The following is a 22,412-nucleotide window of genomic DNA, read 5'->3' as shown; positions in this document are numbered from 1 at the left end:
TCGGGTGCTTTCCGGTAGAGGGTGCGGAAACCTGGGTGCCATGCAGGCCACCCTCACCGTGACCCCGGCGCAGCTTCCCGACGTGTTGCTGCATGTCGCCGTCGTACGGCCGGTGTTCCTGTGGGGAGCGCCGGGCATCGGGAAGAGCTCCCTGGTCCAGTCGTTCGCCGCGTCGCTCGGGCTGCACTGCGTCACGCTGCTCGGCACCCAGCTCGCGCCGGAGGACCTCATCGGCGTGCCGCAGATCGTGGGCGACCGGAGCAGGTTCGCGCCGCCGGAGACCATCGCCAGGGACGAGCCGTACTGCCTGTTCCTCGACGAGCTCAACGCCTCCGCCCCCGAGGTGCAGAAGGCGTTCTACTCGCTGATCCTCGACCGGCGGATCGGCGCGTACGAGCTGCCCGAGGGCTCGGTCGTCATCGGAGCGGGCAACCGCGCGACCGACAACGCCCTCGCGAGGCCCATGGCGTCCGCCCTGGTCAACCGGATGGTCCACGTCCACCTGCGGGCCTCGGCCACCGACTGGCTGAAATGGGCGGCGGAGCACGGCATCCACCCGTGGATCGTCGACTACCTCATCCAGCGGCCCGACCACCTGTGGAGCCCGCCGCCGAAGACCGAGGAGCCGTTCTCCACACCGCGCGGCTGGCACATGCTGTCCGACGCCGTCCACTCATACGGCGAGGCACTCGACGAGGACACCCTGGGCGTCCTCGCGTACGGCACCCTCTCCGCGCCGCACGCCTCGGGGTTTCGCGCGTACGTCAAGACCGTGCGGCACGCCTACGACCTGGAGGCCGTCATCAAGGGGGACGCGGCCTGGCCGCGGCGTCCGGAGGACCGCGACCTGCTCTACTTCCTGGCCGAGACGTTCCGCGCGCGACTCGTCCGTGGGCTGCCGCACTCGAAGGACCACGCCTCGCCGTCCGGAAGGCAGCTCGCTTTCCGGGCCAAAGCCCTGCTCGTCGAGCTCGCCGAGATCTCGCTCGAATGCGCCCAGCTCGTCATCGCGACGGGAGACGACGGCGCTCCGGTGCTGCCCTCGTGGTTCCTCGTCGAGGTCAGCCGCGACCTGCCCCGCCTCGCCGCCGCCCGGAGCTGACATGCCGCCGCGCAGGCAGAAAGCGGACCCCTGGCACGAGGCCGTACTCAAGGGATGGGAGCTGGTACGGCGGCATCCGCTGTTCCGGTCGCTGGGCGGGTACCTCTACGCGGCCCAGGACGGGCGGCTGCCCAAGGACGGGTGGGCGTACATCACGCCGGGCGGCAGCGTGTACCACCACCCCAAGCGGCGCGCCGACGCGGGCGAGTGGGCCTGGGTGTTCGCCCACTGCCTGCTGCACGCCGGGTTCGGCCACCTCGACCCGCGTACGGCGACCTGGGAGGACCTGGGACCGGAGGAGGCCACGCGCACGCAGGAGTCGAGGCGGGCGCCCGGAGCCGCCTACCGGGCCGCGTGCTGCGTGGCCGTCGACCGGTTCCTGCTCACGCTGAAGATCGGCCACCCTCCCGAGCCGCTCCCGCATCCGCTGCCCGAAGAGGACGAGCGGGTGCTGACCGCCCGGTGGCGGGCCGGTGAGGTGCCGGCCGAATTCCAGAGCACGAAATTTCCGGACTTCTTCGTGGGGACGGAGGAGACCGCCACGCGCGTCGACTTCCCGCGGGCGTTCGCGATCGGGGTGTCGGCCGCCGCGACCGAGGCGATCGAGGTCGCGGGAGGCGCCCGGAGCTCGCTCACCGACGCCGTCAAGAAGCCGTGGGACGTCGCCCTGGGCTGGTTCGTGTCGTCGTACCCGTTGCTGGGCGCCCTCGCGACCGGCATGAAGATCGTCGCGGACGCCGACCTCGCGCGCGCCTGGGACATCTCCGTGGCCGCGGTCAACGCCCAGGCCGCGGAGATCTACGTCAACCCGCTCCGCTCGATGTCGGCGCAGGAGTGGCGGTTCGTGCTGGCCCACGAGATGCTGCACGCCGCGCTGCGCCACGGCGACCGCGCCGGATGGCGTGATCCGTACCTCTGGAACATCGCCTGCGACTACGTCGTCAACGGATGGCTGGTCGAGATGGAGGTCGGGACGATGCCGGAGGGGCTGCTCCACGACCCCTCGCTCAAAGGGCTGTCCGGCGAGGCCGTCTACGACCGGATCGCCACCGAGCTGCGGCGGATGCGGAAGCTTTCGACCCTGCGCGGGCGCGGGCTCGGGGACGTGCTGGGCGAGCCGCTGCCGCGTCCCGGTGCTCCCGGACGTTACGTCGATCTCGACGACTACTACCGGAACGCCCTGACGACCGGCCTCGCCTACCACCGGAGCGGCGGGCGCGGCTACATCCCGGCCGGTCTCGAACAGGAGATCCGCGCGCTCGACCAGCCCCCGCTCCCGTGGGACGCCGCGCTCGCGCGCTGGTTCGAGGAGCACGTGCCCGCCGTCGAGCGGCGCCGTTCCTACGGCCGGGCGTCCCGGCGGCAGTCGGCCACCCCCGACATCCCGCGCCCCGGCTGGGTCCGTCCCGAGGATCTCGTCCAGCGGGCCACCTTCGGCGTCGTGCTGGACACCTCAGGCTCGATGGACGTGAAGCTGCTCGGAAAGGCGCTGGGCGCCATCGCCTCGTACGCCGTCGCCCGGGACGTGCCGCGCGCTCGCGTGGTGTTCTGCGACGCCGCCGCGTACGACGCCGGATACCTGGCCGTCGAGGACATCGCCGCGAAGGTCCGCGTCCGGGGCCGCGGCGGCACGATCCTGCAACCCGGCGTCAACCTGCTGGAACGGGCCGACGACTTCCCCGTGACGGGGCCGATCCTGGTGATCACCGACGGCGAGTGCGACGTCGTACGGATCCGGCGGGAGCACGCCTTCCTGATCCCCGCCGGAGGCTTTCTCCCCTTCCGTCCCCGAGGCCCGGTCTTCCGGATGAGCTGAGTACGCATGAAGCCCCAGGGTCAACCGCAGACTTTGCGGTATGGCAGCGCGGGAACGTAGGTCTTCCACTCCTGCGGGGTCAGCGACCGTCCGGCCCGTGCGCAGACGGCCGTGGCGACGGCCTCCGCCGCAGCCGGGAAGCGTTTGACCGTCCCGTTCCTGTCCACGGTAAGGACGTCGGCCCCGTCGGGGGAGAAGACGACGGACGTCAGCTCGCCGATCTCGGGGTCCTGTCCGCCGCCGGTGTCGGCGGACAGGCCGAAGTCGTCTCCTGTGAGCGGATCGAACAACCGCACGCGGCCCTCGCCCTCGCTGACCGCGATGAGATCCTCGGTGGGTGAGTAGGCGTCGCCCCCGGCGAAGACACTTCGGGTGGGAGTGTCGATCATGTGTAGGGTGGCGGGGTCCCACAGAGTCATGCGTCCGCGCGTGTCGAACACGACGATGGCCGTGCCTGAATGGGTGAAGTACACCCCGCTGCCTAGGCTGTCCTTGCCGCTGGCGCCGAAGGGCTCGCCGATTCCCTTTCCACTGGCGGCGTCGAGAAGTCGATGCTCGGGACCGACGACGGCCAGTCGACGGCCGTCGGGTGAGAACGCCAGGTCCACCACCATGCCCGTGGGCGCCTGCCACAGTCTGCGACGGGCCGACCAGTCCCAGAGCTCCACGGCGTGCCTGCGCGGGGAACGTCCGGTGAAGGGGGTGTCCAGGGTGAACGCGAGCCGGGTGCCGTCGGGACTGAAGCGTAAGGACCCGGCTTTCAGGTCGCGCTCGACGGTGGTGAATTCGGCCGCGACCTTCCTGGTGGCCGTGTCCAGGACGGTGACCCGGCCCCGGGACAGGAGGGCCACCCATCGCCCGTCCCCACTGAATTCGGTGCTCTCGGCGGCGGGCAGAGAGCCGATCGGCTTTCCGCTCGGGGCCGCGTACAACGTCCTGGCGCCCGCCGTCTCCACCACCAGGTGACGCCCGTCCCGGCTGAACGCCGCGTTGTCCACCGGCTCCGGCTCAGCTTCGGCCATCAGGTCGGTGACGTCGACGGAGAAGACCTGATCTCCCATGCGATACCGGAACGTCGAGCCGTCGAAGGCGCCCACGGGCATGACGCCGAGGTCCCCATAACCCCGGACCGGGACCTCGCTGAGCAACACCGGGGCCTGTCTGCGCGAGGTGGCGCCGGGCAGCCGCCAGAACTCGATGCTCTCGCGTGCCACCGTCGCCAGCAGCCGCCCGTCCGCGTTGAACACCGGATCGCCCTTGTTCCAGGTCTCCGTCGTTTCGGCCCCGTCCTTCTCGCCGATCACCGCCAACCGGCCGTCCTTGATGTTGGTCAGCTTCAGCGTCCCGTAGCCGTACCGCGCGAGCCATGCGCCGTCAGGGCTCAAGGTGCCCCTCCGGGCTGCCGGGATCTCGGCGGCGATCACATCGAGTTGGCCGCTCTCACCGGCCTCGACGATCACCCGCCGGCCCTCGTGCTCCATGACAGCCTCGACCCAGCCGTTGATCAGATCGGCATCCCGGCGGAACGTCCAGGTTCTGATGGCCTTCCCGGTGCGGGTGTCCCACGCCCCCGCCCGTTTGGCGGTCGCCGCGATGAGCGTGCGGCCGGAGGGGGACAATCCGACGTTCACCACCTTCCCACCGCCAAGCCCCAGCCCGGAGATCAGAGCGGTCCGCCTACCGGTGCGCACGTCCCACAGCCGTGCCTGGTCCTTGTCGATGCTGACCAGCGTGCGCCCGTCGCGGCCGAGCGCCCTCAGGGTGTCACTCGTACCGGCCGGATCCTTGAACATCGCCCGCTCGCGCTGGGCGAGCGAGGCGGTCAGCGCCGCCCTGGCCTGTGGTGTGCCGCCCACCCGCCAGGCGGCCACGCTGAACAGCATGCCCAGGCGCGGGTCGGTGCGCCTGGTCGTGTCCGCCAGCGTGGCCAGCCGCATCGACTCCGACCTGCTCAGCTGAACCGACAACTCCTCGGCCCGGGCGTCGGCGACCCCACCCTGATAGATGGCCAGGCCACCCGCGACCAGCGCGATGACGAGCAACCCCGCCAGGCTCAGCGAAGCCAGCCTGGCGCGCTTGGCCCTGCGCCTGCTCAGCCGCTCCGAGGACTCCAGGAAGTCGCGCTCGGCCGGGGACAGGGTGATGTGCTTGCGGCCGGTGGCCGCCCACCGCAGGCCGTTCTCCAGGCTGCTGCCCTGGAACAGGTCCCCGTCCCTGCGCCCGGACGCCACCCACAGCTTCGCGGCGGTGAGGATCTGGTGGTGTACGGCAAGACCGTCGCGGTTCGCGTCGATCCAGCGCCGCAGGCGGGGCCAGGCATGCGACAGGGCAGGACGCGCCAGCCAGACCTGCTCGTCGTCCGTGCCCAGCAGGTAGCCGAACACCTTCACGATCCGCGTGATCGCCGCGACCTCGGACTGCGGCCTGTCCTCCACCAGTTCGGCCAGGTCCGCGTGCCGTGCCGAAAGCTCGCCGCGCTCGCTCACGGTGATCAGCCGCAGGAAGAACTCGGCCGCCAGTTCGCGCTCGGCCGGGCCGAGCAGCGCGTAGGACTCCTCCGCCAGCGTGCCGAGCGCGGGGTCGACGTCGGCCATGGCCACGTCGGCCGCCGCACGGTTCCCCTGGGCCAGCAGCCGCCCGGTGTCGAGCCCGACGCCGCCGCTGACCAGCGCGATCAGTAGTTGCCGCGCGGCGGGCCGCTCCAGCGGCTCCTTGCTGAGTGCCGCGGCCACCAGCGGGCGCAACGCCTCCGGCAGCACCCCGAGGTCGGGATTGGTGGACAGCACCCGATGCATCACCCCGCCCAGGCTCTCGGCCTCGAACGGATCGGCGCCCGTAGCCGCGTAGAGCATGATGCCGCCCCACGCGAACACGTCGGCGGGCGCGCCCGCCCGCTGCCCGGTGAACACCTCCGGCGCCATGTAGGTGGGCGTACCGGTCACCAACCCCGTCGCGGTCAGCGACATCTCCGCGGTCCTGGCGATGCCGAAATCGATGACCCGGGGACCGTCGGGACCCAGCAGCACGTTGTCCGGCTTGAGGTCCCGGTGGATCACGCCGGCCTCGTGGATCGCGGTCAGCGCCGTGGCCACCGCCGTGGCCAGCCGATGCAGGTCACCGCCGGTGAACCGGCGTCCCTCGCCGACCGCCTTGCGCAGGCTCGGTCCCGGCACGTACTCACTGACGATGTAGGGTCGCGGCCCCTCCAGTTCGGTGGCGATCACCCGCGCGGTGCAGAACGATGCGACCCGTTGCGCCGCCGTGGCCTCTCTGGCCAACTGCGCCGCCTGGTCACCGTGGAGGACCTTGATAGCCACCCGGCCGCCGTCCTCGGCATAGGCCTCGTAGACCACACCCTGGCCTCCCGCGCCCAGCCTTCCGGCCAACCAGTAACCGCCCAGATGCTGCGGATCCCCCGCTATCAGCACGCCCACGGAGGGTTGGATGCCGCGAATCGCCGGAAAGTTGTGATGGATTTACTGCGATATGCGACGTCCTCGAGCGAGGAAGGTCACAGTCGGGTCACGTCGGTTCGTCATCCGGCGCATGGCCCCGAGCGCCCTCCCGGATGATCCTGCCCGATGTCTCACCCGGAGCTCTCCGAGCGGCCTCGACCACGCCGACCAACCATCGTGGCCAGGGACGACTCCGTCTCTGAGGACCGCGGCGCCCAGCCCGGCGCCTCCGGAGGGGGCCATCTCCATCGCCTTCGGCGGCGACGGGAGTCACCCGGAATACGCGCTCCCGGCGGTAGATCATCCCTCTGGATCTTTCTCATGTCGTGCGCTACGTTCTGACCCGCCAACGGGATGAGGGGAAAAATGAGGATATTTACCAAGATCGCCGTCATGTCGATCGCAGGAATGGCGCTCCTGGGGGCCGTCCAGCTTCCGGCTGACGCTGCCGTCAGGTACGGCAACCCCTGCCAGGGCGTCACCCACTGCAAGTGGGAGAAGACGGACGGAGAGCAATTCACGGTGACCACTCCGAAGCGGAACTGGAAGAAAGTCCTCTACCGCTACCACCATCTGACCAGGGCCGGCCGGTCGACGTGCAACGGCACGCTGCCCCTGACCCTGACTGATGGAAAGAAGTACACGTTCTACCAAATCAAGGGCATCAAGGACTCCAGCTACTGCAACTGACCGCCACCGGCCGCAAGGCGTAGCCCGCCGCGCGGCCGCGGCACGCAGCTTCGCTGTGCAGCCGCGCACGCCGCCTCGCCGTGCCGATGCTCTGAGCGCGGCCGGCGGAGTGTGACGATCGCACGTCCAATGTCAACCGAACGTGGAGAGCGCTCACATCGGCGCGAAAACGTACGAATGGCATCGGACGTGCGATCACGTCGCGTCCGTGTCCGGATTCCTGGCCCTGTTGACCTGCCTCCGCCGTTCCGCCGGGTTCGGGGGTGTGCCGGGGCATGGGCCGGTGGGTCCTTCGGGAGTCTTACTAACGTGAGACCCGCTCACTAGGATCCCGGGCATGGACGAGTCACCGAATGTTGTTCAGTCGGATCGCGCGCCCGGCGGTCCCGCGAGGTTCGCCGGGCCGGTTCTGATCGCGTTCTGGGTGTGCTCGGTGGTCCATCTGGTCGCGGTGCTCACTGAGCCGGGCCTGCTCGACCCGGTGAGCAAGGCCCTGCTGATGCCCCTTCTCGCGCTCTGGGTGCTCGCCCGGCGCGGCCCGGGGATCATCGTGGCGGCCCTCCTGGCGTCGGCGGCCGGGGACATCGCGCTGGAGATCGACGGGATGTTCGTCCCTGGCATGGGGTTCTTCGCCGTCGCGCATGTCTGCTACATCACGTTCTTCGTACGGGAGAGGCCCGCCTTCCGGAAGGCGCCCCGGGCCGGACACCTCGCCGAGGCCGGATCCGGAGTCGTCGGTTCTGGAGTCGAGGTCGCCGCTGGGGGCGAGGTCGGTTCCGCGGGCGAGACCGCGAGCGGGGCCGCAGGTCCGGGTGCGGCGCGCGGTCGGCGGCCCGGCGCGCCGTGGGCGGCGGTGGCCGTCTACGGAGTCGTGTGGCTGGTGCTGGTCACGCTGCTGTGGCCCCGGCTCGGCGCGTTGCGGATCCCGGTCGCCGCCTACTCCCTGGTGCTCACCACCACCGCGATCACCTCGTCCTGGTACGGCGTGCGTGCCGGGCTGGGCGGCGGGCTGTTCTTCCTGTCCGACACCCTTATCGCACTCGGAATCGCCGACCTCGATTTTCCGTACCGGGGCTTTCTCATCATGTCGACGTACATCGTCGGCCAGTATCTGCTGGCCTCCGCGATCGTGCGCCGGACCCGCGTGACCACCGGCGTCTGAGAGCCCTTTCCGCGCGCCCGCACGCGCTCGCACGCGCCTGTATGCGCCTGTATGCGCCTCCGCGCGGCGAACCGGCACGGCTTTATTACGGACCTGCACAAGTCGCATGCCTCGGCGGTCCATTCATCTCCCTTGCGCGATTCAACCGGGAAGGGATGATTTCGTGGCATGCGCACTCGTTGGAGCAAGCTCATCCGTTCGGCCCGTCCCGCTGACGGTTCTCTGGTCCGAAACCGCGAGTTCCGCCTGCTGTGGCTCAGCTTCACGATGTCGGTGGCGGCCGACCAGATCTTCCCCGTCGCGGTGACCATCGCCGCTCTCAACGCGGGCGGTACCGCTTCGACGGTGGGCGCGATCTTCACCGGGCGGTGGATCGCGTTGATCCTGTTCGCGCTGCTCGGCGGGCTGTGGGCGGATCGGTTGCCGCGCCGGACCGTCATGATCGCCTCCTTGGCGTTCCAGTGCTGTGTGGTCGCGATCGGGGCGCGCGGCAGTGCTCCGGCGTGGCTCCTCGCCTTCCTGGTCTTCCTCGTCGGATCGGCGGAGGCCTTCCACCGGCCCGCGTACCAGGCCTGCCTGTCGTCGGTGCTCACGCCCGCCCAGCGCTCCGCGGGCGTGGCGCTCGGCGCGGTCTCCTGGCGGATCGGCGCCATCATCGGGCCGGGCCTCGGCGCGTACGTGGTGACTGTCTGGTCTCCCCGTGTCGGGTTCCTCGCCGTGCTGGCCGCCTACCTGCTCGCTCTCGTCCTCCTCCTTCCACTGCGCGAACCCGCGGCCGCGCCGGCGCAGCGGAGGTCGGCGGTCCGGGAGATCGCGGACGGTCTCTCCGAAGTCTGGCGACGGCCGTGGGTGACGGGGGTCATCGTCGCCGTCGCGCTCCAGTTGATGTTCACGGTCGCGCCGGCGCAGGTCCTGCTGCCCCTCATCTCCCGCGACACCTTCGGCGGTGACGCCGTGTACGGCACGGCTCTGGCCCTGCTCTCGGTCGGCGGCCTGGCGGGCGGAGTGATCAGCATGCGGTGGAAACCCGGGCGGCCCGGTCTGACCGGCATCATCGGGCTCGCGTTGTACGGGGCCGTGCCGCTGGCGCTGAGCTGGCCGGTGTCCCCGGGGTTCCTGTACGCCTGCTACATCGTCGCCGGCCTGGGACTGGAGATCTTCGCCGTGCAATGGGTGGTGAACCTCCAGCGGGAGATCCCGTCCGAGCGCCTCGCGCGGGTCACGTCCGTCGACTGGCTGGCCTCCTCGGTCATGATGCCCCTGGGGCTCGCGCTGACCGGGCCGGTCGGCGCCGTGTTCGGCCGGCCCGCACTGCTGGCGGTCTCCACGGTCGCCGGATTCGCCGTGCCGCTCGCCGCGCTCTTCTTCCGCGGAATGACGCGTTTCCAGAGCGGCGTCACTCCGATCACCGGAGGCCAGGCGCAGGAGGCGACGCCCACTTCGCTCAAAGCGCCGTGACGGAGATTGCGGCTCCCGGAATTCCCACCTTTCCCTCGCGTTACCGATGATCTAATCTGACAATCGCTACGGCCGTACATTTACAAGTCATGTCAATCGAGTATGTCGACGAGAAGAGGAAACTCGTGAGCGAGCTCAGGGACCTCGACAAGAACAAGGCCGCGGAAAAGACCGCCGCCGACGGGACGGTCAAGATCGAGATTCGCCGGCTGGACCGGCTCGAGACCACCGAGCGTCTCAGCAACTCCAGCGGAAACTGACCCGTACCCGCACGAGCGGAGCCAGGACCGGGCGGCTCTCCCGCGCCCGATCATGGCTCCGCGCGTTCCGCTTCGGATGTTCGGCTGCATCGAAGCGGTTTCCACGCCCCTGCCGGGAGGCCGGATTGCGGTTGCCGAGAATTAAGCCCGAGCACGCGGCGCACAGGCTGGAAGACGGCCGTATCCGCATCGGAGGCGACATCTACGGGCTGGCCCACGAGATCAAAGATCCGCATGGCTGGGTGTGGACGGCCCTTGAGGCGATGAACGGCACCCGGACGTGCGCGGACGTCGCCGCGCTGGTGCGATCGGGATTCCCCGAACTGACCCGGCGCGACACCGTCGCGATCGTCGCCCAGCTCGTGGCCTCCGGTCACGTCGAAGACGCCGGAGCCACGGAAGCGCCCGAACTCAGCGAGCGCGAGCGCGACCGTTACAGTCGCGGCCACGCGTTCTTCCGCTGGGCGGACCTGACTCCACGGGAACACGGCTGGGATGCCCAGCTCAGGTTGCGAAGAGCGCGGGTCCTGCTGATCGGCGTCGGAGGCGCCGGCGCTTCCGTCGCACTGGCCCTGGCGGCGTCCGGAGTGGGATTCCTGCATCTGGTCGACGACGACCGGGTCGAGCTCTCCAACCTCAACCGGCAACTGATCTTCACGGAACGCGACGTCGGCCGCGCCAAAGTCGACGTCGCCGTGGAGAGGTTGAGAAGGTTGAACTCCGATGTCGAGATCACCGGCGCGTACTCCCGCATCCGACGCGAGCGGGATCTGACGGAGCTGCTGCCGGGATTCGATGTGCTCGCCCTGTGCGCCGACGAACCCAAGGGAGACGACGGCATCCGGGTGTGGGCCAATCGGGCCTGCTTCGCCGCCGGCATCCCATGGGTGGGGGGCGGCTACAACGGCCCCCTCGTCACGACGGGCGTCTTCGCGCCCGGCCGCGGCGCCTGCTACGAGTGCATGCAGCGGATCGAAGACCGCAAGCGTACGCCGTCCGGAGACCGGCCTCCCGGCGCCGCGTTCCGTCCCGTCGACCTCGGCGGGCCGGGGGCGATCGCCACGTCGGCGGGGATGTGCGGGAACCTGGTCGCGCACGGGGTGCTCCGTCTCATCACCGGAGTGCCGCCGATCACGGCCGGTTTCATCCAGGGCACCAATCTGGTCGCCCCGCACCAGTCGATCTTCGCCGAGTTCCCGCACGGTGAAGCGGGGTGCGCCACGTGCACGCCGTGACCGGAGCGTCGACAGTACGGCTTCACCCACTCCGCATGCGCCGCGACGGTGCGGAATGGATCGTCGGACGGGTCGAGACCGGAGAGTTCGTCTCCTTCCCGGACATCGGCAGAAGAACGATCGACCTGCTGGCCGGCGGCGGGCCGATCGACGACGTGGCGGAACGCCTCAACGCCGAAACCGGGACGGCCGTCGATGTGGCCGACTTCGTGACGGCGCTTATGGGCGTGGGATTCGTCGCGGAAATAGACGGCCGGCCGATGGACGACACCCGGCGGGAAAGGCCCTCTCTTCCCTGGCTGAAGCCCCGCCATGTTCGATGGACTCTGCGCCCGGCGGTCCTTGCCGGCCTCGTGACGATCTTTCTCTGCGGGCTGATCGCCCTCGCCGTCAGGCCGGGGATCATGCCCAGTCCGAGCATCATGGCCTGGAGCGAGTTCGGCACCGTCTCCCTGGTCACCCAGATCGCCATCGCGTGGTCGCTCGTCATGCTGCACGAGCTCGCCCACCTGTGCACCGCCCGAGCAGCCGGAGTGCCCGGCCGGATGACTCTGGGATCCCGCCTGCAGTTCCTCGTGGTGCAGACCGACGTCTCAGGAGTCTGGGGTGAGGAGAAACGCGTCCGGATGACCGTCTATCTCGCCGGCATGACCCTGGACGCGGCCATCATGGGGGCCGGACTCGTCGGTCTCGCCATCGTCCCGCCGGAGGCGGGCGTCCACACCGCACTCTCCATCGTCGTTCTGACGCAGATCGACGCGATGAGCTTCCAGCTCCTCGTCTTCATGCGTACCGACCTCTACTTCGTCGCGCAGGATCTCGCCGGATGCAGGAACCTGTACGGCGACGGCGCGGCGTACGGGCGGTTTCTCGCCCGTCGCGCGATCGGCCGTGGAGGCGTGAATCCGCTCACGGCCTTCTCACGCCGTGAGCGTTCCGCGGTGCGGTCGTACACGCTGCTGCTCGTGCTGGGCACCGTGGTGTGCCTGACCGTGGCCGTGACGATCGTGATCCCCGCCCTCGCGGCCATCGCGCTGCCCGCGATCGGCACGCTGCTGAACGGCGGGGACGGGCTCGCGGTCATCGACGCCGCGATCGTGGTCCTGGTGCTGGCAGGCGTCCAGGGACTCTGGGGCTGGGCGTGGTGGCGCAGACACGGGCCGAGGATCAAACGGTGGTTCACTCCGGCCGCAGCGGAGGGAACGGAAGGATGACGCCCCTCCCGAGTGTGGGTGGACGGATTTCGAAGTGGACGGGCCCGACAGCGGCTGATGGCGCACGTACCTGGCAGGCGAGGGGAGCACCGCTGTGGATAACCGGGGTTTTCCACAGAGGGGCGTTCGGTTGAGTGGAGAGTCCGGGGGCGCGCGCAAGCTGGGGTCTCCAGCGACCGACAGGAGGACCCATGAAGATCACCTATTCCGTGCCGGCCGAGACCACCTCGGTGTTCGTCGTCGCGGTCGACCGCCGTCCGGTCGACCTGGACTCGGTCGTCCCGTGGCGGATGAGCGGGTCCCACAGGCGGGCCGCCGCGCAGGCGGTGGGCACGTCGCGGTTGGAGCTTCAGGTGTTCCGGGCCGCGCAGTCACCCTGGCGACGGATGGCCGTCGGGGACGAGGGCCGCGAGGCCGTGCGCCGGGCTCGCCATCATGTCGTGGTCACCAGCACCGCGCCGGTCACCGAGCAACCCGAGGCCGCGCAGGTCGCCAGGGCGGTGGCGCGCGGTGTGGCCGACGCCTGTCGCGGGATCATCGTCGATCAGCTCACCGGGGCGATCGTCCCGCACTGCACGGGGTGCCAGGAGGAGCCTCAGGAGTTCCAGCTCGGAGACGACTGGCTCGGCTGGACCACCGAGGTCGGCGCCGACAGTTCCTGCCCGCCATGGGATCCCGCCGCGACCGACGCCTGCACCTGCCTCACGATCGCGACGCGTGGCCTCCGGAGGTTCGGCCTGCCGGAGGTGATGTTGGAGGGGGCCGCGTGCGCGCACAGCCTGTGCACCGTCTCCGTGCTCCGCACGGTCGCGCGACGCCTGCTCGCCGGGCATCTCGCGTGGACGGCCGGAAGCCCCGAGGCGAGTTGCCGCACGATCGGCGAGCATCTGTGGATCGGCGGCCCCGAGCTCGCCGTGGTCTCCGGCGCCCCTGATCTCGGTCGCGAGCCCTTCCGCGTCCGCATCGGCAGCCGCACGGCCGACACCACGTGTCTCAGCGTCAGTCCGCCGGCCGGCTTCACCGGCACGCTCAACGACTGGCTCTGCCGCACCCCCGGACTGCTCGCCGCCTGAGAGATCGCTCCCCGCTCACAGCGGATGGGCGGCCGCTTGGGCAGGCGGAGGATTCGCGCGCGGCGCAGGAGTCGGGATTGCGTAGCGGGCCGGGATAAGGAATGGAATGAAAGCCGGATTTCGGGCGGGATGGTGAATAGGTCAGGGAACGTCGCATGTTGATTGTTCGTCTTGTCGAATATGACCTCCTTTGATGCTCTTGATGGAAAGATTCGTGAGGCCAAGGAGCGGGCTCGCCGCCGGGAGCGGCTGACCCGGCAGCGCATCACGCTCACCGGGCAGATGGGCGAGGTCAGGGTGCTTCTGGCCGAGCTGGAACAGCAGCTCGCCAAGGAAGATCGGGATGTCGTCAAGCTGGAGCAGGGTGGCTTCTTCGCTTCTCTCTTCGGCACGAAAGAGGATCGGCTCGTCAAAGAGCGCGCCGAGGCGGAAGCCGTACGGCAACGCGTCCACGGCCAGCGCACCCGGCTGGAGTGGCTGACCGCGGACCTCCGGTCGATCGACGCGAGTCTGGCCGAGGTGGCGACGGCCCCGGGCGAGCTCGACACACTGCTCGCCCGCAAGGAGCGGATGCTCATCGAGTCCGATGACCCGCGAGGACGGGAGTTCGAGAGAGTCGCCGTCCGGCTCGCCGACGTCGATGCCGAACTGCGCGAATACGAAGAGGCGCGGCGGGCGGGCATGGCTGTGGGCCATGCCATCGCGAGGGTCCTGCGGTCTCTTGGCGGAGCGCGCGGAGCGTCCACCTGGGACGTGCTCGGCGGAGGGGCCATCGCCGACATGATCGAGCATGGTCAGCTCATGAGGGCGGACGAGGCGGCATGGGAGGCGCAGCGCGCGCTCGACGCGTTCTCTCGGGAACTGGCGGACATCGGTGTGGAGACGAGTCCCCGGCTTCCGCGGGTGGACACCCGCTGGTTCGCCGACATGATCTTCGACAATGTGATCGTCGATATCTACAAACATCGGAAGATCATGAATACCGGCCGGGAGATCCAGCAGATGGCCCAATGGGCCGAAGGCATGGTCGGCGAGATCACCGCCCGCTGCGACGAGCTGGCGCGGGAGCGCGAGGCCCTGGCCGACCACCGGCAACGCCTCCTCGAAGCCTGATCGCTCCGGTGCGACGCGCCACCGCTCCACGAACCGGCGTCCCACGACCGCACCTCATGATGATCAGCCGCCGGATGGCAGGGACCGTGAGGGACCACCGGAGAAACGCGGAAAATCGGAACGGGCCGCCTGTCGAGGACGGCCCGTCACGTTCACCGGTGGTCGGGGAGGTCCCTACCTGCCGGGGTTTTCAGTGCGCGTGGTCGTGATCGTCGTGGTCATGCTCATCCTCGTCCTCAAGGATGCCGTCCGACGGCTCGACGCCGAGCATCGCCTCGCGCGGCTCCACGTCGCTGACGTGCTCGACCAGGCCGAGGACGTGATCGGGCTCGATCAGCCACTGGAGGGCCGCGGCGCCGGTGTCGTCCGCGTTGACCAGCTCGATCTGCTCCTGGCGCTCGTCATCGTCCAGCTCGGCGTCCGGATGGCGGATCTCCGCCAGGGCCGCCGCCTGCAACGCCTTCACATCCTGGACCTCGACGACAAGGTCGACCGTCAGACGGAGGTAGCGTCCGGTATCCGTTTCATCGCTCATGGTGGTTGATCCTAGTGGCTGAGGTCAGGGGAGCTTCCACTCGACAGGGGCGGCGCCCTGCTGTTCGAGGAGCTCGTTGGCGCGGCTGAACGGGCGGGAGCCGAAAAAGCCGCTGCGGGCCGACAGGGGACTCGGGTGCGCCGACTCGATACACGGCACCTGCCCGAGCATGGGCCGCAGGTTCCGGGCGTCGCGGCCCCACAGGATGGCCACGAGCGGGCCGCCGCGCTCGACGAGTGCGGTGATGGCGCGTTCGGTGACCTGCTCCCAGCCCTTGCCCCGGTGCGAGGCGGGCTTGCCGGGCATCACGGTCAGCACCCTGTTGAGAAGCAGCACGCCCTGCTCGGTCCACGGCGTGAGGTCGCCGTTGCTCGGCTGCGGATGGCCGAGGTCGGCCATGTACTCCTTGTAGATGTTCACCAGGCTGCCGGGCAGCGGGCGGACATCCGCGGCGACGGAGAAGCTCAGGCCGATCGGGTGGCCGGGCGTCGGATAGGGGTCCTGGCCGACGATCAGCACCCGTACCTCGTCCAGAGGCTGCTGGAACGCGCGGAGCACGTTGGCCCCGGAGGGAAGATACTGCCGGTCTTCGGCAATTTCCTGCCGGAGGAAGTCGCCCATAGCGCTGATCCGCTCGGCGACCGGTTCGAGGGCCGTGGCCCATCCGGCTTCCATGACTTCGTTTAAGGGACGCCCTGACATGGTCGGGAAGCCTATCGGCTTTTCGGGATCAAGGCTGAAGTGTCGCGACAACGCAAAGCCGGCTCAGCCTCCTGCCCTCCCACGACGGGTGGGACCCGTGCCCTCGGGGCTCGTGCTCTCGGGACGGACCCGTGTCTTCTCGCGCTCGTGTCCGCACGCGGTGATCCACGCATGTCGTCGTGCGGCGGACCCGGACGCGTGCCCTCCCCCGAGAGGCACGCGTCCGGGCTCCGTAGGCCGTCCGGACCGACCGGTCGCTACTTCACCGACCCCGCGAGCAGGCCCTGGACGAAGTACCGCTGGAAGGCAAAGAAGAGCACCAGCGGGATGATCAGCGACAGGAAGGCGCCGGGAGCGAGGATGTCGACGTTGGTGCCGAACTGCCGCATCTGAGACTGTAGGGCCTTGGTCATCGGCTGGTTCGCGGTGTCAGCGAAAACCAGGGCCACCAACAGGTCGTTCCACACCCACAGGAACTGGAAGATCCCGAGGGACGCGATCGCGGGCTTGGCCAGTGGGAACACCACGGTCGCGAAGATCCGCCATTCCGGCGCGCCGTCCATCCGCGCCGCCTCCAGCAGCTCCCGGGGGATGCCCACGAAGAAGTTGCGGAGCAGGAAGATCGCGAACGGCAGGCCGAACGCCACGTGGAACAGCACCACGCCGGCGATCGAGCCGAAGATGTCCAGCGCCCCGTACATCTTGGCGATGGGGATCAGGGCGATCTGGATCGGCACCACCAGCAGGGCGATGACCAGGAGGAACACGGCGTCCCTGCCGGGGAACTCGATCCAGGCGAACGCGTACGCCGCCATGGCCGAGATCCCGATCACCAGCAGCGTCGCGGGCACGGTGATCATCACGGTGTTCCAGAACGACGACGTGAACCCGGACGCCAGCAGGTTGCCGTAGTTCTCGAACGTGATCTGGGCGGGCTTGGTGAAGAGGGTCCACCAGCCGGTGGAGTTGTTCTCCTTCTCGCCGCGCAGCGAGACCACCAGCAGCCCGAGCGTGGGGACCAGCCAGAACATCGCGATGAGGATCAGGACGACCTGGATCAGGCCGCCGCCGATCCGGTCGACGACGCGCCCGAGCAGGCCGCGCTCGATCGCGCGCGCGTGCCTCGGCTCGGTCAGGGTTGTCATCGCTCGTCCCTCCTGAACCGGCGGATGTTGAAGATCATGAACGGCAGCACCAGGACCAGCAGGAAGATGGCCAGGGCGCTACCCATGCCCTGGTTGCCGCCGCCGCCGAACGACACGCGCCACATCTCCAGCGCGATCACGTTCGCCTGCGGTTGCACCGAGCCCGGCGCGATGATGAACACCAGGTCGAACACCTTCAACACGTTGATGACCATCGTGACGAAGACGACGAGCAGGACCGGCGCGAGCAGCGGCACGGTGATCCGCCGGAACACCTGCCATTCGGTGGCTCCGTCGATGCGGGCCGCCTCCAGCGCGTCACGCGGGATCGCCGAGAGCCCGGCCGCGATCAGCACCATCGCGAATCCCGCCCACACCCAGATGTACGCGCCGATGATCGCCGGCGTGATCAGGGTGGGGCCGAGCCAGCTCAGGCCGTTGAACGGCGCCTCGAAGTTCGACTGCGGGAGCCGTATGTCGTAGGAACCGGACGCCAGCCCGGAGAAGTAGAAGGTGCCGTCGGCGGAGGTCTCGGTGGTGGCCTTGACCTGTCCGTCCGCGACCGCCTCCACCGTGATCCCGGCCAGGCCCTTCTCGACGCCGTCGATCTGGTTGACCGTGCCGCCGCCTCCGCGTACGACGTCGAGCCAGACCGTGCCGCTGAGACCGCCGGAGCCGGCGGCCTTGGCGGGCGCCGCGCCGGCGACGGCGTCCTGGTTGAGGCCGACGAGCGGGATCAGCACCTGCTGGCCGGGCTGGGCCGGCTGCCTCGTCACGACGGCGCCGTCCTTCACCACCACGGGCGCCTGGTCGTTCTCGCGCGGCCGGGCGCCGGGATAACCCTGGCTGCTGCTGAAGGCGTCGTGCACCGTGGTGATCACGGCGTTGGCCACGCCCTTGTCGGGGTCCTGCTCGTAGACGAGCCGGAAGATGACGCCGGCGGCGAGCAGCGAGACCGCCATCGGCATGAACAGGACGAGCTTGAACGCGGTCGCCCAGCGGATGCGCTCGGTCAGCACCGCGAAGATCAGGCCGAGCACGGTCACGATCAGCGGGGCCACGACGACCCAGATGATGTTGTTCCTGATCGTGGTGAGCGTGCTCGTGTCGGTGAAGATCGCGGCGTAGTTCTCCAGGCCGACGAATCGGTCCCCTGCCGCGTCGTACAGGCTGCGCAGGATCGAGTAGACGATGGGGTAGATCACCCAGGCGGCCAGCAGCACGAGCGCCGGAAGCAGGAAGAGCACCGCCATCTTGGGGGACGGGCCCAGTCGCATCGCCGCCTTGCCGGCGGTCGGGGGCCGCGTCATCTGGGGTTCGGTCTCTGTCGGGCCGGGGGAGGCCCCGGCGGCGAGGCCGCCGCCGGGAGCCTGCTGGCCGTCCAACCGTTCGGTCACGGCCTTCTCCCCTTACTTCGCGTAGGCCTTGGCGGCGTCCGCTTCCAGCTTCTGCTGGATGCCCTTGATGTCCTTGGGGTCCCGCAGGAAGTCCTGCAGGTGCTTCCACTCGCCCTTGCCGTCGGTGCCGCCGAAGGCGCTGGGCGCGAGGTCGGACATGTCGTACCGGACCGCCTCACCCGCGGAGATGATCGTCTGCGCGAGCTTCTTGGTCAGCTCGCTCGGGTAGTTGTCCGGCGAGACGTTGCGGTTGGGGGACAGGTAGCCGGGCTCCTTCGCCCAGATGTCGCCGCCCTCCTTGGAGGCGAGGAACTCCAGCAGCGCCATGCCGCCCTTGGAGTCCTTCAGTGCGACGGCGACGTCGCCGCCGAGCACGACCGGCTCGGTGTCCCCGGCCTTCGGGAACGGCATGATCTTGGCCTCTTCGCCGATCGCCGCACCGGACTGGGCGGCGGACGAGGCGACGAAGTCGGCCTCGATGACCATCGCGGCCTTCTTCTGGCCGTAGACCTGGGTGACGCAGGTCGGGAAGTCGGTCTGCAGCGCGCCGGACGATCCGCCGAGCATGAAGTCCTTCTTGCCGAAGATCTGGGCCATCTTCTCCAGCGCGGTGGTGACCGACGGGTCCGTCCACGGGATCTCGTGCTTGGCCAGCTTGTCGTAGTTCTCCGGGCCGGCCGACGACAGGTAGACGTTCTCGAACAGGTCGGTGAGCGTCCATCCCGAGGCGGCGCACAGCGCGAACGGGGCGGTGCCGGAGTCGGCCAGGGTCTGCGCGGTCTTGCCGATCAGGTCGTCCCAGGTCGCGGCCTCCTGGGCGCCCGCGTCGTCGAACGCCGACTGGCGGTACCAGATCGTCGACTTGTGCGCCGCCTTCACGAGCACGCCGTACACCTGGCCGCCCGCGGAGCCGAGCTCCTTCCAGTACGGCGTGTAGTTCTGGTCGATCTGCGCCAGGACCTCCGAGGAGAGCGGCTTGAGCGACTTCTGGTCGGCGTACTGCTGCACCAGGCCGGGCTGCGGCAGGACCGCGACGTCCGGCGGGTTGCCGCCCTGGATGCGCGGGCCGAGGTAGGCGCCGGTGTCCTCACCCGTGGAGGCGTAGGTGACCTTGGCGCCGGTCTTCTCCTCGAACGCCCTGAGGACCTTCTCGAAGCTGGCCTGCTCGTCACCGGTCCACTTCGCGGCGATCTCGATGGCGACGCCGGCGAGGGGCTTGGCCGCCGCCGTGGCGGCGGCGCTGCCGTCGGTGGCGGGTGTGTCGGACGCGGAGTTGCTGCTGCACGCGGCCGCCGCGAGGGCGAGGACGGCGACCACCGGGGGGAGTTTCCGCATTGTCTATCCTCCAGTCTGGATGACCTCGCCGAGCTGCTGTTTCAGCTCGGTGACGGTCTCATCGACGGGTTTGCCGAGGTTGAGCGCACTGGAAACGGCGCTGGAGATGACCAGGCTGACCTGGTTGTAGTTCGCGGTGACCGGACGTGGCCGCGCGGAGAGGATCGCCTCCTTGAGCGCGGGCAGGTACGGGAACCGCTTGATCAGTTCCGGATCGTCGTAGAGGTCGGCCCACACCGGGGGGAAGGACCCCTCGGTGAGGACGAGCCGCTCGTTGTCCGGTCCGGTGAAGTAGCGGATGAAGTCGAGTGCGGACTTCTGCCGCTTCGAATATGCGCTGATGGCGAGGTTCTGCCCGCCCAGCGTGCTGGACCCCGGGCCGTTCAGCCCGGGTAGCCGGGTCACCTGGAACTTGCCGGCCACCGCGGAGTGGGTGGCCGGGCCGTACGCGTGCGGCCAGTTGCGGGCGAACAGCAGCTCGCCCTCCTGGAAGGCGAGCCGGGACTCCTCCTCCTTGTAGGCGAGCGCCTCCTGGGGGATCCAGCCCTCCTTGATGCCGCCGACCAGGAAACCGAGCGCGGTCCGGGTGGTGTCGGGGTTCATGGTCACGGTCCGCGCGTCCGGCCCGAGGATCGTGCCGCCGGCCGAGTGGACCGCCTCCGCGAAGTTCACGGTCAGCCCCTCGTACGGGAGGAACTGGCCCGCGTATCCGCCTATGTCGTATTTCTTGCCTAGGCGAAGTGCCTGATCGCGGAGCTCCGCCCAGGTCGTGGGCGGCTTGAGGTGCTCCTTCTTGAGGATGTCGGACCGGTAGTAGAGCAGCCCGGCGTTGCTCGTGAACGGCACGGCCCACAGCCGGTCCCGGTAGACCGCGGTGTCCACGACCGGAGGCAGCAGCTTGTTCAGGGGGAACAGGTTGCGGTCCAGCGGGACGATCCAGCCGGCGTCGGCGAACTCCGCCGTCCAGACCACGTCCAGCCCGAGCACGTCGTAGCGGTCGCTGTGCGCCTGCAGGTTGGCCACCATCTGGGCGCGCTGCTCGTCGGCCGCCTCCGGCAGTTCGAGCAGCGTCACCCGTTCGGCGGGGTGGGTCTGGTTCCATCGGTCGAGCAACGGGCGAAGGTACGCCGTCGTGTCCCGTCCGATGACGAGCGTGATGGGGCCGGTGCCGCCGGTCCCGCTGCCCGGCTCCTCACCGGGATCGCCGCCGAACCCTGAACAACCTGCCAGGAGCAGGGTGGCCAGGAGCAGGCAGCCTCGGCGGAACACGACGTGACCTCCACATTAAGTCCGAGTTACATACGTGTTAGGTAGGTGCATGCATGTTATGCATAGCGATAATGTGGGCGTCAACGGGTGTATCCAGTCCGCTCGATAACGTTCCGGTCACTACGCTCTGGGAGGTGTGCGCGTGCGGCTGCCGCTGCTGGCGCTCCTCGCGAAGGAACCTGCCCATGGCTACGAACTGAAACACGCTCTCGAGAAGACGTTCGGGAGTGCGTATCCGTCGCCCAACATCGGACAGATCTACGTCACGCTCGGACGTCTGGAGAAGGACGGTTACGTCCGCGCCGTGGACGTCGAGCAGTCGAACCGGCCGAACAAGAAGGTCTACTACCTCACGGCCGCCGGCCGCGAGGCGCTGGAGAACTGGGTCGACGAGCCCACGGAGGGGCCGCGGGTCCGGGACGAGTTCTTCATGAAGCTCGTGCTCGCCCCGCTGACCGGGATCGCCGACCGGATGGCGCTGGTGAACCGCCAGCGCCGCCACTATCTCTCCCTGATGAGGGATCTCAACGAACTCGCCGAGCAAACCGATCCGGGGAATCGGGTGGCTCTGCTGCTGATCGAGGGCGCCATGCTCCATCTGCAGGCGGACCTCGACTGGTTGGAACGCTGCCAGGAGGAACTTCCCTGATGCCCCCCACACCCCCCGAACCCCGCCACGCACCGGCGTCCGAGAGGGGCCGGTCGTGACCGACGCCCCCGCGATCAAAGCGATCAACCTCGTGAAGATCTACCAGTCGGGGGGAGTGCCGGTTCCGGCCGTACGCGGGATCGACATGCGGGTCGAGAGCGGCGAGTTCGTGGCCATCATGGGCCCGTCGGGCTCGGGCAAGTCGACCCTCGTCCACATGCTCGGCGGGCTCGACGTCCGTACGAGCGGGGAGATCTGGATCGACGGCACCCGCGCCGACACGCTGTCGGAGAGCGGATGGGCCCTGCTCAGGCGGCAGAAGGTCGGCTTCGTCTTCCAGTTCTTCAACCTGGTCGCCAACATGACCGTGGCCGACAACGTGGAACTGCCCGCGCTGCTGGGCGGGGTGTCGCCCCGGCAGGCTCGGGAGCGGCGCGAGTACCTGCTCGGTGAACTGGGGCTCACCGAGCGTGCCGCAGCCGCTCCCGCACAGCTCTCAGGAGGCGAGCAGCAGCGGGTCGCGCTGGCCCGCGCGCTGGCCAACCAGCCCCGGCTGCTCCTCGCCGACGAGCCGACCGGCAACCTGGACAGCCGCAACACCAAGGACGTGCTGCGCCTGCTGTCCGACGTACACAGGAAGGGCCAGACGATCGTCCTCGTCACGCACGACGCGCGGGTGGCCAGCATGGCCGACCGGGTCGTCAGCCTCCTCGACGGACAGATCGTCGACGACGGAGCCCTGCCCAGGACGCGTCGCCGCCCGTTGGGCACGGTCGGCGACGTCGTCGAGCTGCGGGGCTGA

Annotated in this window: 19 protein-coding genes; 12 read left to right on the top strand and 7 right to left on the bottom strand. The window is 69.3% G+C overall.

Annotated elements, in window-relative coordinates; genetic code table 11:
• The first annotated feature begins 40 nt into the window (after positions 1 to 40).
• Positions 41 to 1,102, top strand: coding sequence for an ATP-binding protein (locus tag AB0I59_RS14275; protein WP_358132800.1), 1,062 nt, complete (start codon positions 41 to 43; stop codon positions 1,100 to 1,102).
• 1 nt (position 1,103) lies between these two features.
• Positions 1,104 to 2,918 carry a vWA domain-containing protein gene (locus tag AB0I59_RS14270; protein WP_358132798.1) on the top strand — a complete coding sequence of 605 codons (1,815 nt, stop codon included), beginning with the start codon at positions 1,104 to 1,106 and terminating at the stop codon, positions 2,916 to 2,918.
• 20 nt (positions 2,919 to 2,938) lie between these two features.
• Here the strand turns inward: AB0I59_RS14270 and AB0I59_RS14265 are convergent, their stop codons facing one another.
• The gene (locus AB0I59_RS14265) at positions 2,939 to 6,352 is read right to left on the bottom strand and encodes a serine/threonine-protein kinase (RefSeq protein WP_358132797.1); all 3,414 of its coding nucleotides are present in this window, start codon (positions 6,350 to 6,352) and stop codon (positions 2,939 to 2,941) included.
• 414 nt (positions 6,353 to 6,766) lie between these two features.
• Here AB0I59_RS14265 and AB0I59_RS14260 point away from each other — a divergent pair, with 414 nt between their 5' ends.
• The 8 genes from AB0I59_RS14260 (at position 6,767) to AB0I59_RS14225 (ending at position 14,578) form a co-directional block, all read left to right on the top strand.
• Positions 6,767 to 7,063 carry a hypothetical protein gene (locus tag AB0I59_RS14260; protein ID WP_358132795.1) on the top strand — a complete coding sequence of 99 codons (297 nt, stop codon included), beginning with the start codon at positions 6,767 to 6,769 and terminating at the stop codon, positions 7,061 to 7,063.
• A gap of 337 nt (positions 7,064 to 7,400) precedes the next feature.
• Positions 7,401 to 8,225 carry a lysoplasmalogenase gene (locus AB0I59_RS14255; protein WP_358132793.1) on the top strand — a complete coding sequence of 275 codons (825 nt, stop codon included), beginning with the start codon at positions 7,401 to 7,403 and terminating at the stop codon, positions 8,223 to 8,225.
• A gap of 168 nt (positions 8,226 to 8,393) precedes the next feature.
• Positions 8,394 to 9,683 (top strand): MFS transporter, encoded by a 1,290-nt coding sequence (locus AB0I59_RS14250; RefSeq protein ID WP_061254931.1) that lies wholly within the window; start codon positions 8,394 to 8,396, stop codon positions 9,681 to 9,683.
• Positions 9,684 to 9,772: 89 nt separating this feature from the next.
• On the top strand, positions 9,773 to 9,943 hold the full coding sequence (locus AB0I59_RS14245) for a hypothetical protein (RefSeq protein WP_358132791.1): 171 nt from the start codon (positions 9,773 to 9,775) through the stop codon (positions 9,941 to 9,943).
• Between the two features lie 131 nt (positions 9,944 to 10,074).
• Positions 10,075 to 11,178, top strand: a complete 1,104-nt coding sequence (locus AB0I59_RS14240) for a HesA/MoeB/ThiF family protein (protein WP_358132789.1) — start codon at positions 10,075 to 10,077, stop codon at positions 11,176 to 11,178.
• A gap of 35 nt (positions 11,179 to 11,213) precedes the next feature.
• Positions 11,214 to 12,392 (top strand): hypothetical protein, encoded by a 1,179-nt coding sequence (locus AB0I59_RS14235; RefSeq protein WP_358132787.1) that lies wholly within the window; start codon positions 11,214 to 11,216, stop codon positions 12,390 to 12,392.
• Positions 12,393 to 12,583: 191 nt separating this feature from the next.
• Positions 12,584 to 13,465, top strand: a complete 882-nt coding sequence (locus AB0I59_RS14230; RefSeq protein WP_358132785.1) for a hypothetical protein — start codon at positions 12,584 to 12,586, stop codon at positions 13,463 to 13,465.
• Between the two features lie 180 nt (positions 13,466 to 13,645).
• Complete coding sequence (locus AB0I59_RS14225) at positions 13,646 to 14,578, top strand: hypothetical protein (RefSeq protein ID WP_358132783.1); 933 nt, start codon at positions 13,646 to 13,648, stop codon at positions 14,576 to 14,578.
• A 190-nt stretch (positions 14,579 to 14,768) separates the two neighbouring features.
• Here the strand turns inward: AB0I59_RS14225 and AB0I59_RS14220 are convergent, their stop codons facing one another.
• The 6 genes from AB0I59_RS14220 to AB0I59_RS14195 form a co-directional block, all read right to left on the bottom strand.
• A complete protein-coding gene (locus tag AB0I59_RS14220; protein WP_061254926.1) occupies positions 14,769 to 15,113 on the bottom strand; it encodes a hypothetical protein in 345 nt (114 codons plus the stop codon).
• Positions 15,114 to 15,137: 24 nt separating this feature from the next.
• On the bottom strand, positions 15,138 to 15,815 hold the full coding sequence (locus tag AB0I59_RS14215; RefSeq protein ID WP_228636746.1) for a uracil-DNA glycosylase: 678 nt from the start codon (positions 15,813 to 15,815) through the stop codon (positions 15,138 to 15,140).
• A 257-nt stretch (positions 15,816 to 16,072) separates the two neighbouring features.
• A complete protein-coding gene (locus tag AB0I59_RS14210) occupies positions 16,073 to 16,960 on the bottom strand; it encodes a carbohydrate ABC transporter permease (protein WP_061254924.1) in 888 nt (295 codons plus the stop codon).
• Complete coding sequence (locus AB0I59_RS14205; protein WP_061254923.1) at positions 16,957 to 18,357, bottom strand: ABC transporter permease; 1,401 nt, start codon at positions 18,355 to 18,357, stop codon at positions 16,957 to 16,959. Before AB0I59_RS14205 ends, AB0I59_RS14210 begins: the two co-directional genes overlap by 4 nt.
• A 12-nt stretch (positions 18,358 to 18,369) precedes the next feature.
• Positions 18,370 to 19,692 (bottom strand): ABC transporter substrate-binding protein, encoded by a 1,323-nt coding sequence (locus AB0I59_RS14200; protein WP_358132780.1) that lies wholly within the window; start codon positions 19,690 to 19,692, stop codon positions 18,370 to 18,372.
• Between the two features lie 3 nt (positions 19,693 to 19,695).
• The gene (locus AB0I59_RS14195) at positions 19,696 to 20,961 is read right to left on the bottom strand and encodes an ABC transporter substrate-binding protein (RefSeq protein ID WP_061254921.1); all 1,266 of its coding nucleotides are present in this window, start codon (positions 20,959 to 20,961) and stop codon (positions 19,696 to 19,698) included.
• A gap of 142 nt (positions 20,962 to 21,103) precedes the next feature.
• Here AB0I59_RS14195 and AB0I59_RS14190 point away from each other — a divergent pair, with 142 nt between their 5' ends.
• On the top strand, positions 21,104 to 21,610 hold the full coding sequence (locus tag AB0I59_RS14190) for a PadR family transcriptional regulator (protein ID WP_061254920.1): 507 nt from the start codon (positions 21,104 to 21,106) through the stop codon (positions 21,608 to 21,610).
• Between the two features lie 55 nt (positions 21,611 to 21,665).
• Positions 21,666 to 22,412 (top strand): ABC transporter ATP-binding protein, encoded by a 747-nt coding sequence (locus AB0I59_RS14185; RefSeq protein ID WP_061254919.1) that lies wholly within the window; start codon positions 21,666 to 21,668, stop codon positions 22,410 to 22,412.

It is taken from the genome of Microtetraspora glauca, assembly GCF_040656155.1.
GTDB lineage: Bacteria > Actinomycetota > Actinomycetes > Streptosporangiales > Streptosporangiaceae > Microtetraspora > Microtetraspora glauca.
Note: the sequence above shows the minus strand (reverse complement) of the source record. Positions and strands in the feature narration are given on the sequence as shown.

Bases quoted from the DNA above. Each gene is read 5' to 3' on its own strand.
- AB0I59_RS14275 (WP_358132800.1), top strand. From the start codon at position 41: ATGCAGGCCACCCTCACCGTGACCCCGGCGCAGCTTCCCGACGTGTTG.
- AB0I59_RS14270 (WP_358132798.1), top strand. From the start codon at position 1,104: ATGCCGCCGCGCAGGCAGAAAGCGGACCCCTGGCACGAGGCCGTACTC.
- AB0I59_RS14260 (WP_358132795.1), top strand. From the start codon at position 6,767: ATGTCGATCGCAGGAATGGCGCTCCTGGGGGCCGTCCAGCTTCCGGCT.
- AB0I59_RS14255 (WP_358132793.1), top strand. From the start codon at position 7,401: ATGGACGAGTCACCGAATGTTGTTCAGTCGGATCGCGCGCCCGGCGGT.
- AB0I59_RS14250 (WP_061254931.1), top strand. From the start codon at position 8,394: ATGCGCACTCGTTGGAGCAAGCTCATCCGTTCGGCCCGTCCCGCTGAC.
- AB0I59_RS14245 (WP_358132791.1), top strand. From the start codon at position 9,773: ATGTCAATCGAGTATGTCGACGAGAAGAGGAAACTCGTGAGCGAGCTC.
- AB0I59_RS14235 (WP_358132787.1), top strand. From the start codon at position 11,214: ATGCGCCGCGACGGTGCGGAATGGATCGTCGGACGGGTCGAGACCGGA.
- AB0I59_RS14230 (WP_358132785.1), top strand. From the start codon at position 12,584: ATGAAGATCACCTATTCCGTGCCGGCCGAGACCACCTCGGTGTTCGTC.
- AB0I59_RS14225 (WP_358132783.1), top strand. From the start codon at position 13,646: ATGACCTCCTTTGATGCTCTTGATGGAAAGATTCGTGAGGCCAAGGAG.
- AB0I59_RS14220 (WP_061254926.1), bottom strand. From the start codon at position 15,113: ATGAGCGATGAAACGGATACCGGACGCTACCTCCGTCTGACGGTCGAC.
- AB0I59_RS14215 (WP_228636746.1), bottom strand. From the start codon at position 15,815: ATGTCAGGGCGTCCCTTAAACGAAGTCATGGAAGCCGGATGGGCCACG.
- AB0I59_RS14210 (WP_061254924.1), bottom strand. From the start codon at position 16,960: ATGACAACCCTGACCGAGCCGAGGCACGCGCGCGCGATCGAGCGCGGC.
- AB0I59_RS14200 (WP_358132780.1), bottom strand. From the start codon at position 19,692: ATGCGGAAACTCCCCCCGGTGGTCGCCGTCCTCGCCCTCGCGGCGGCC.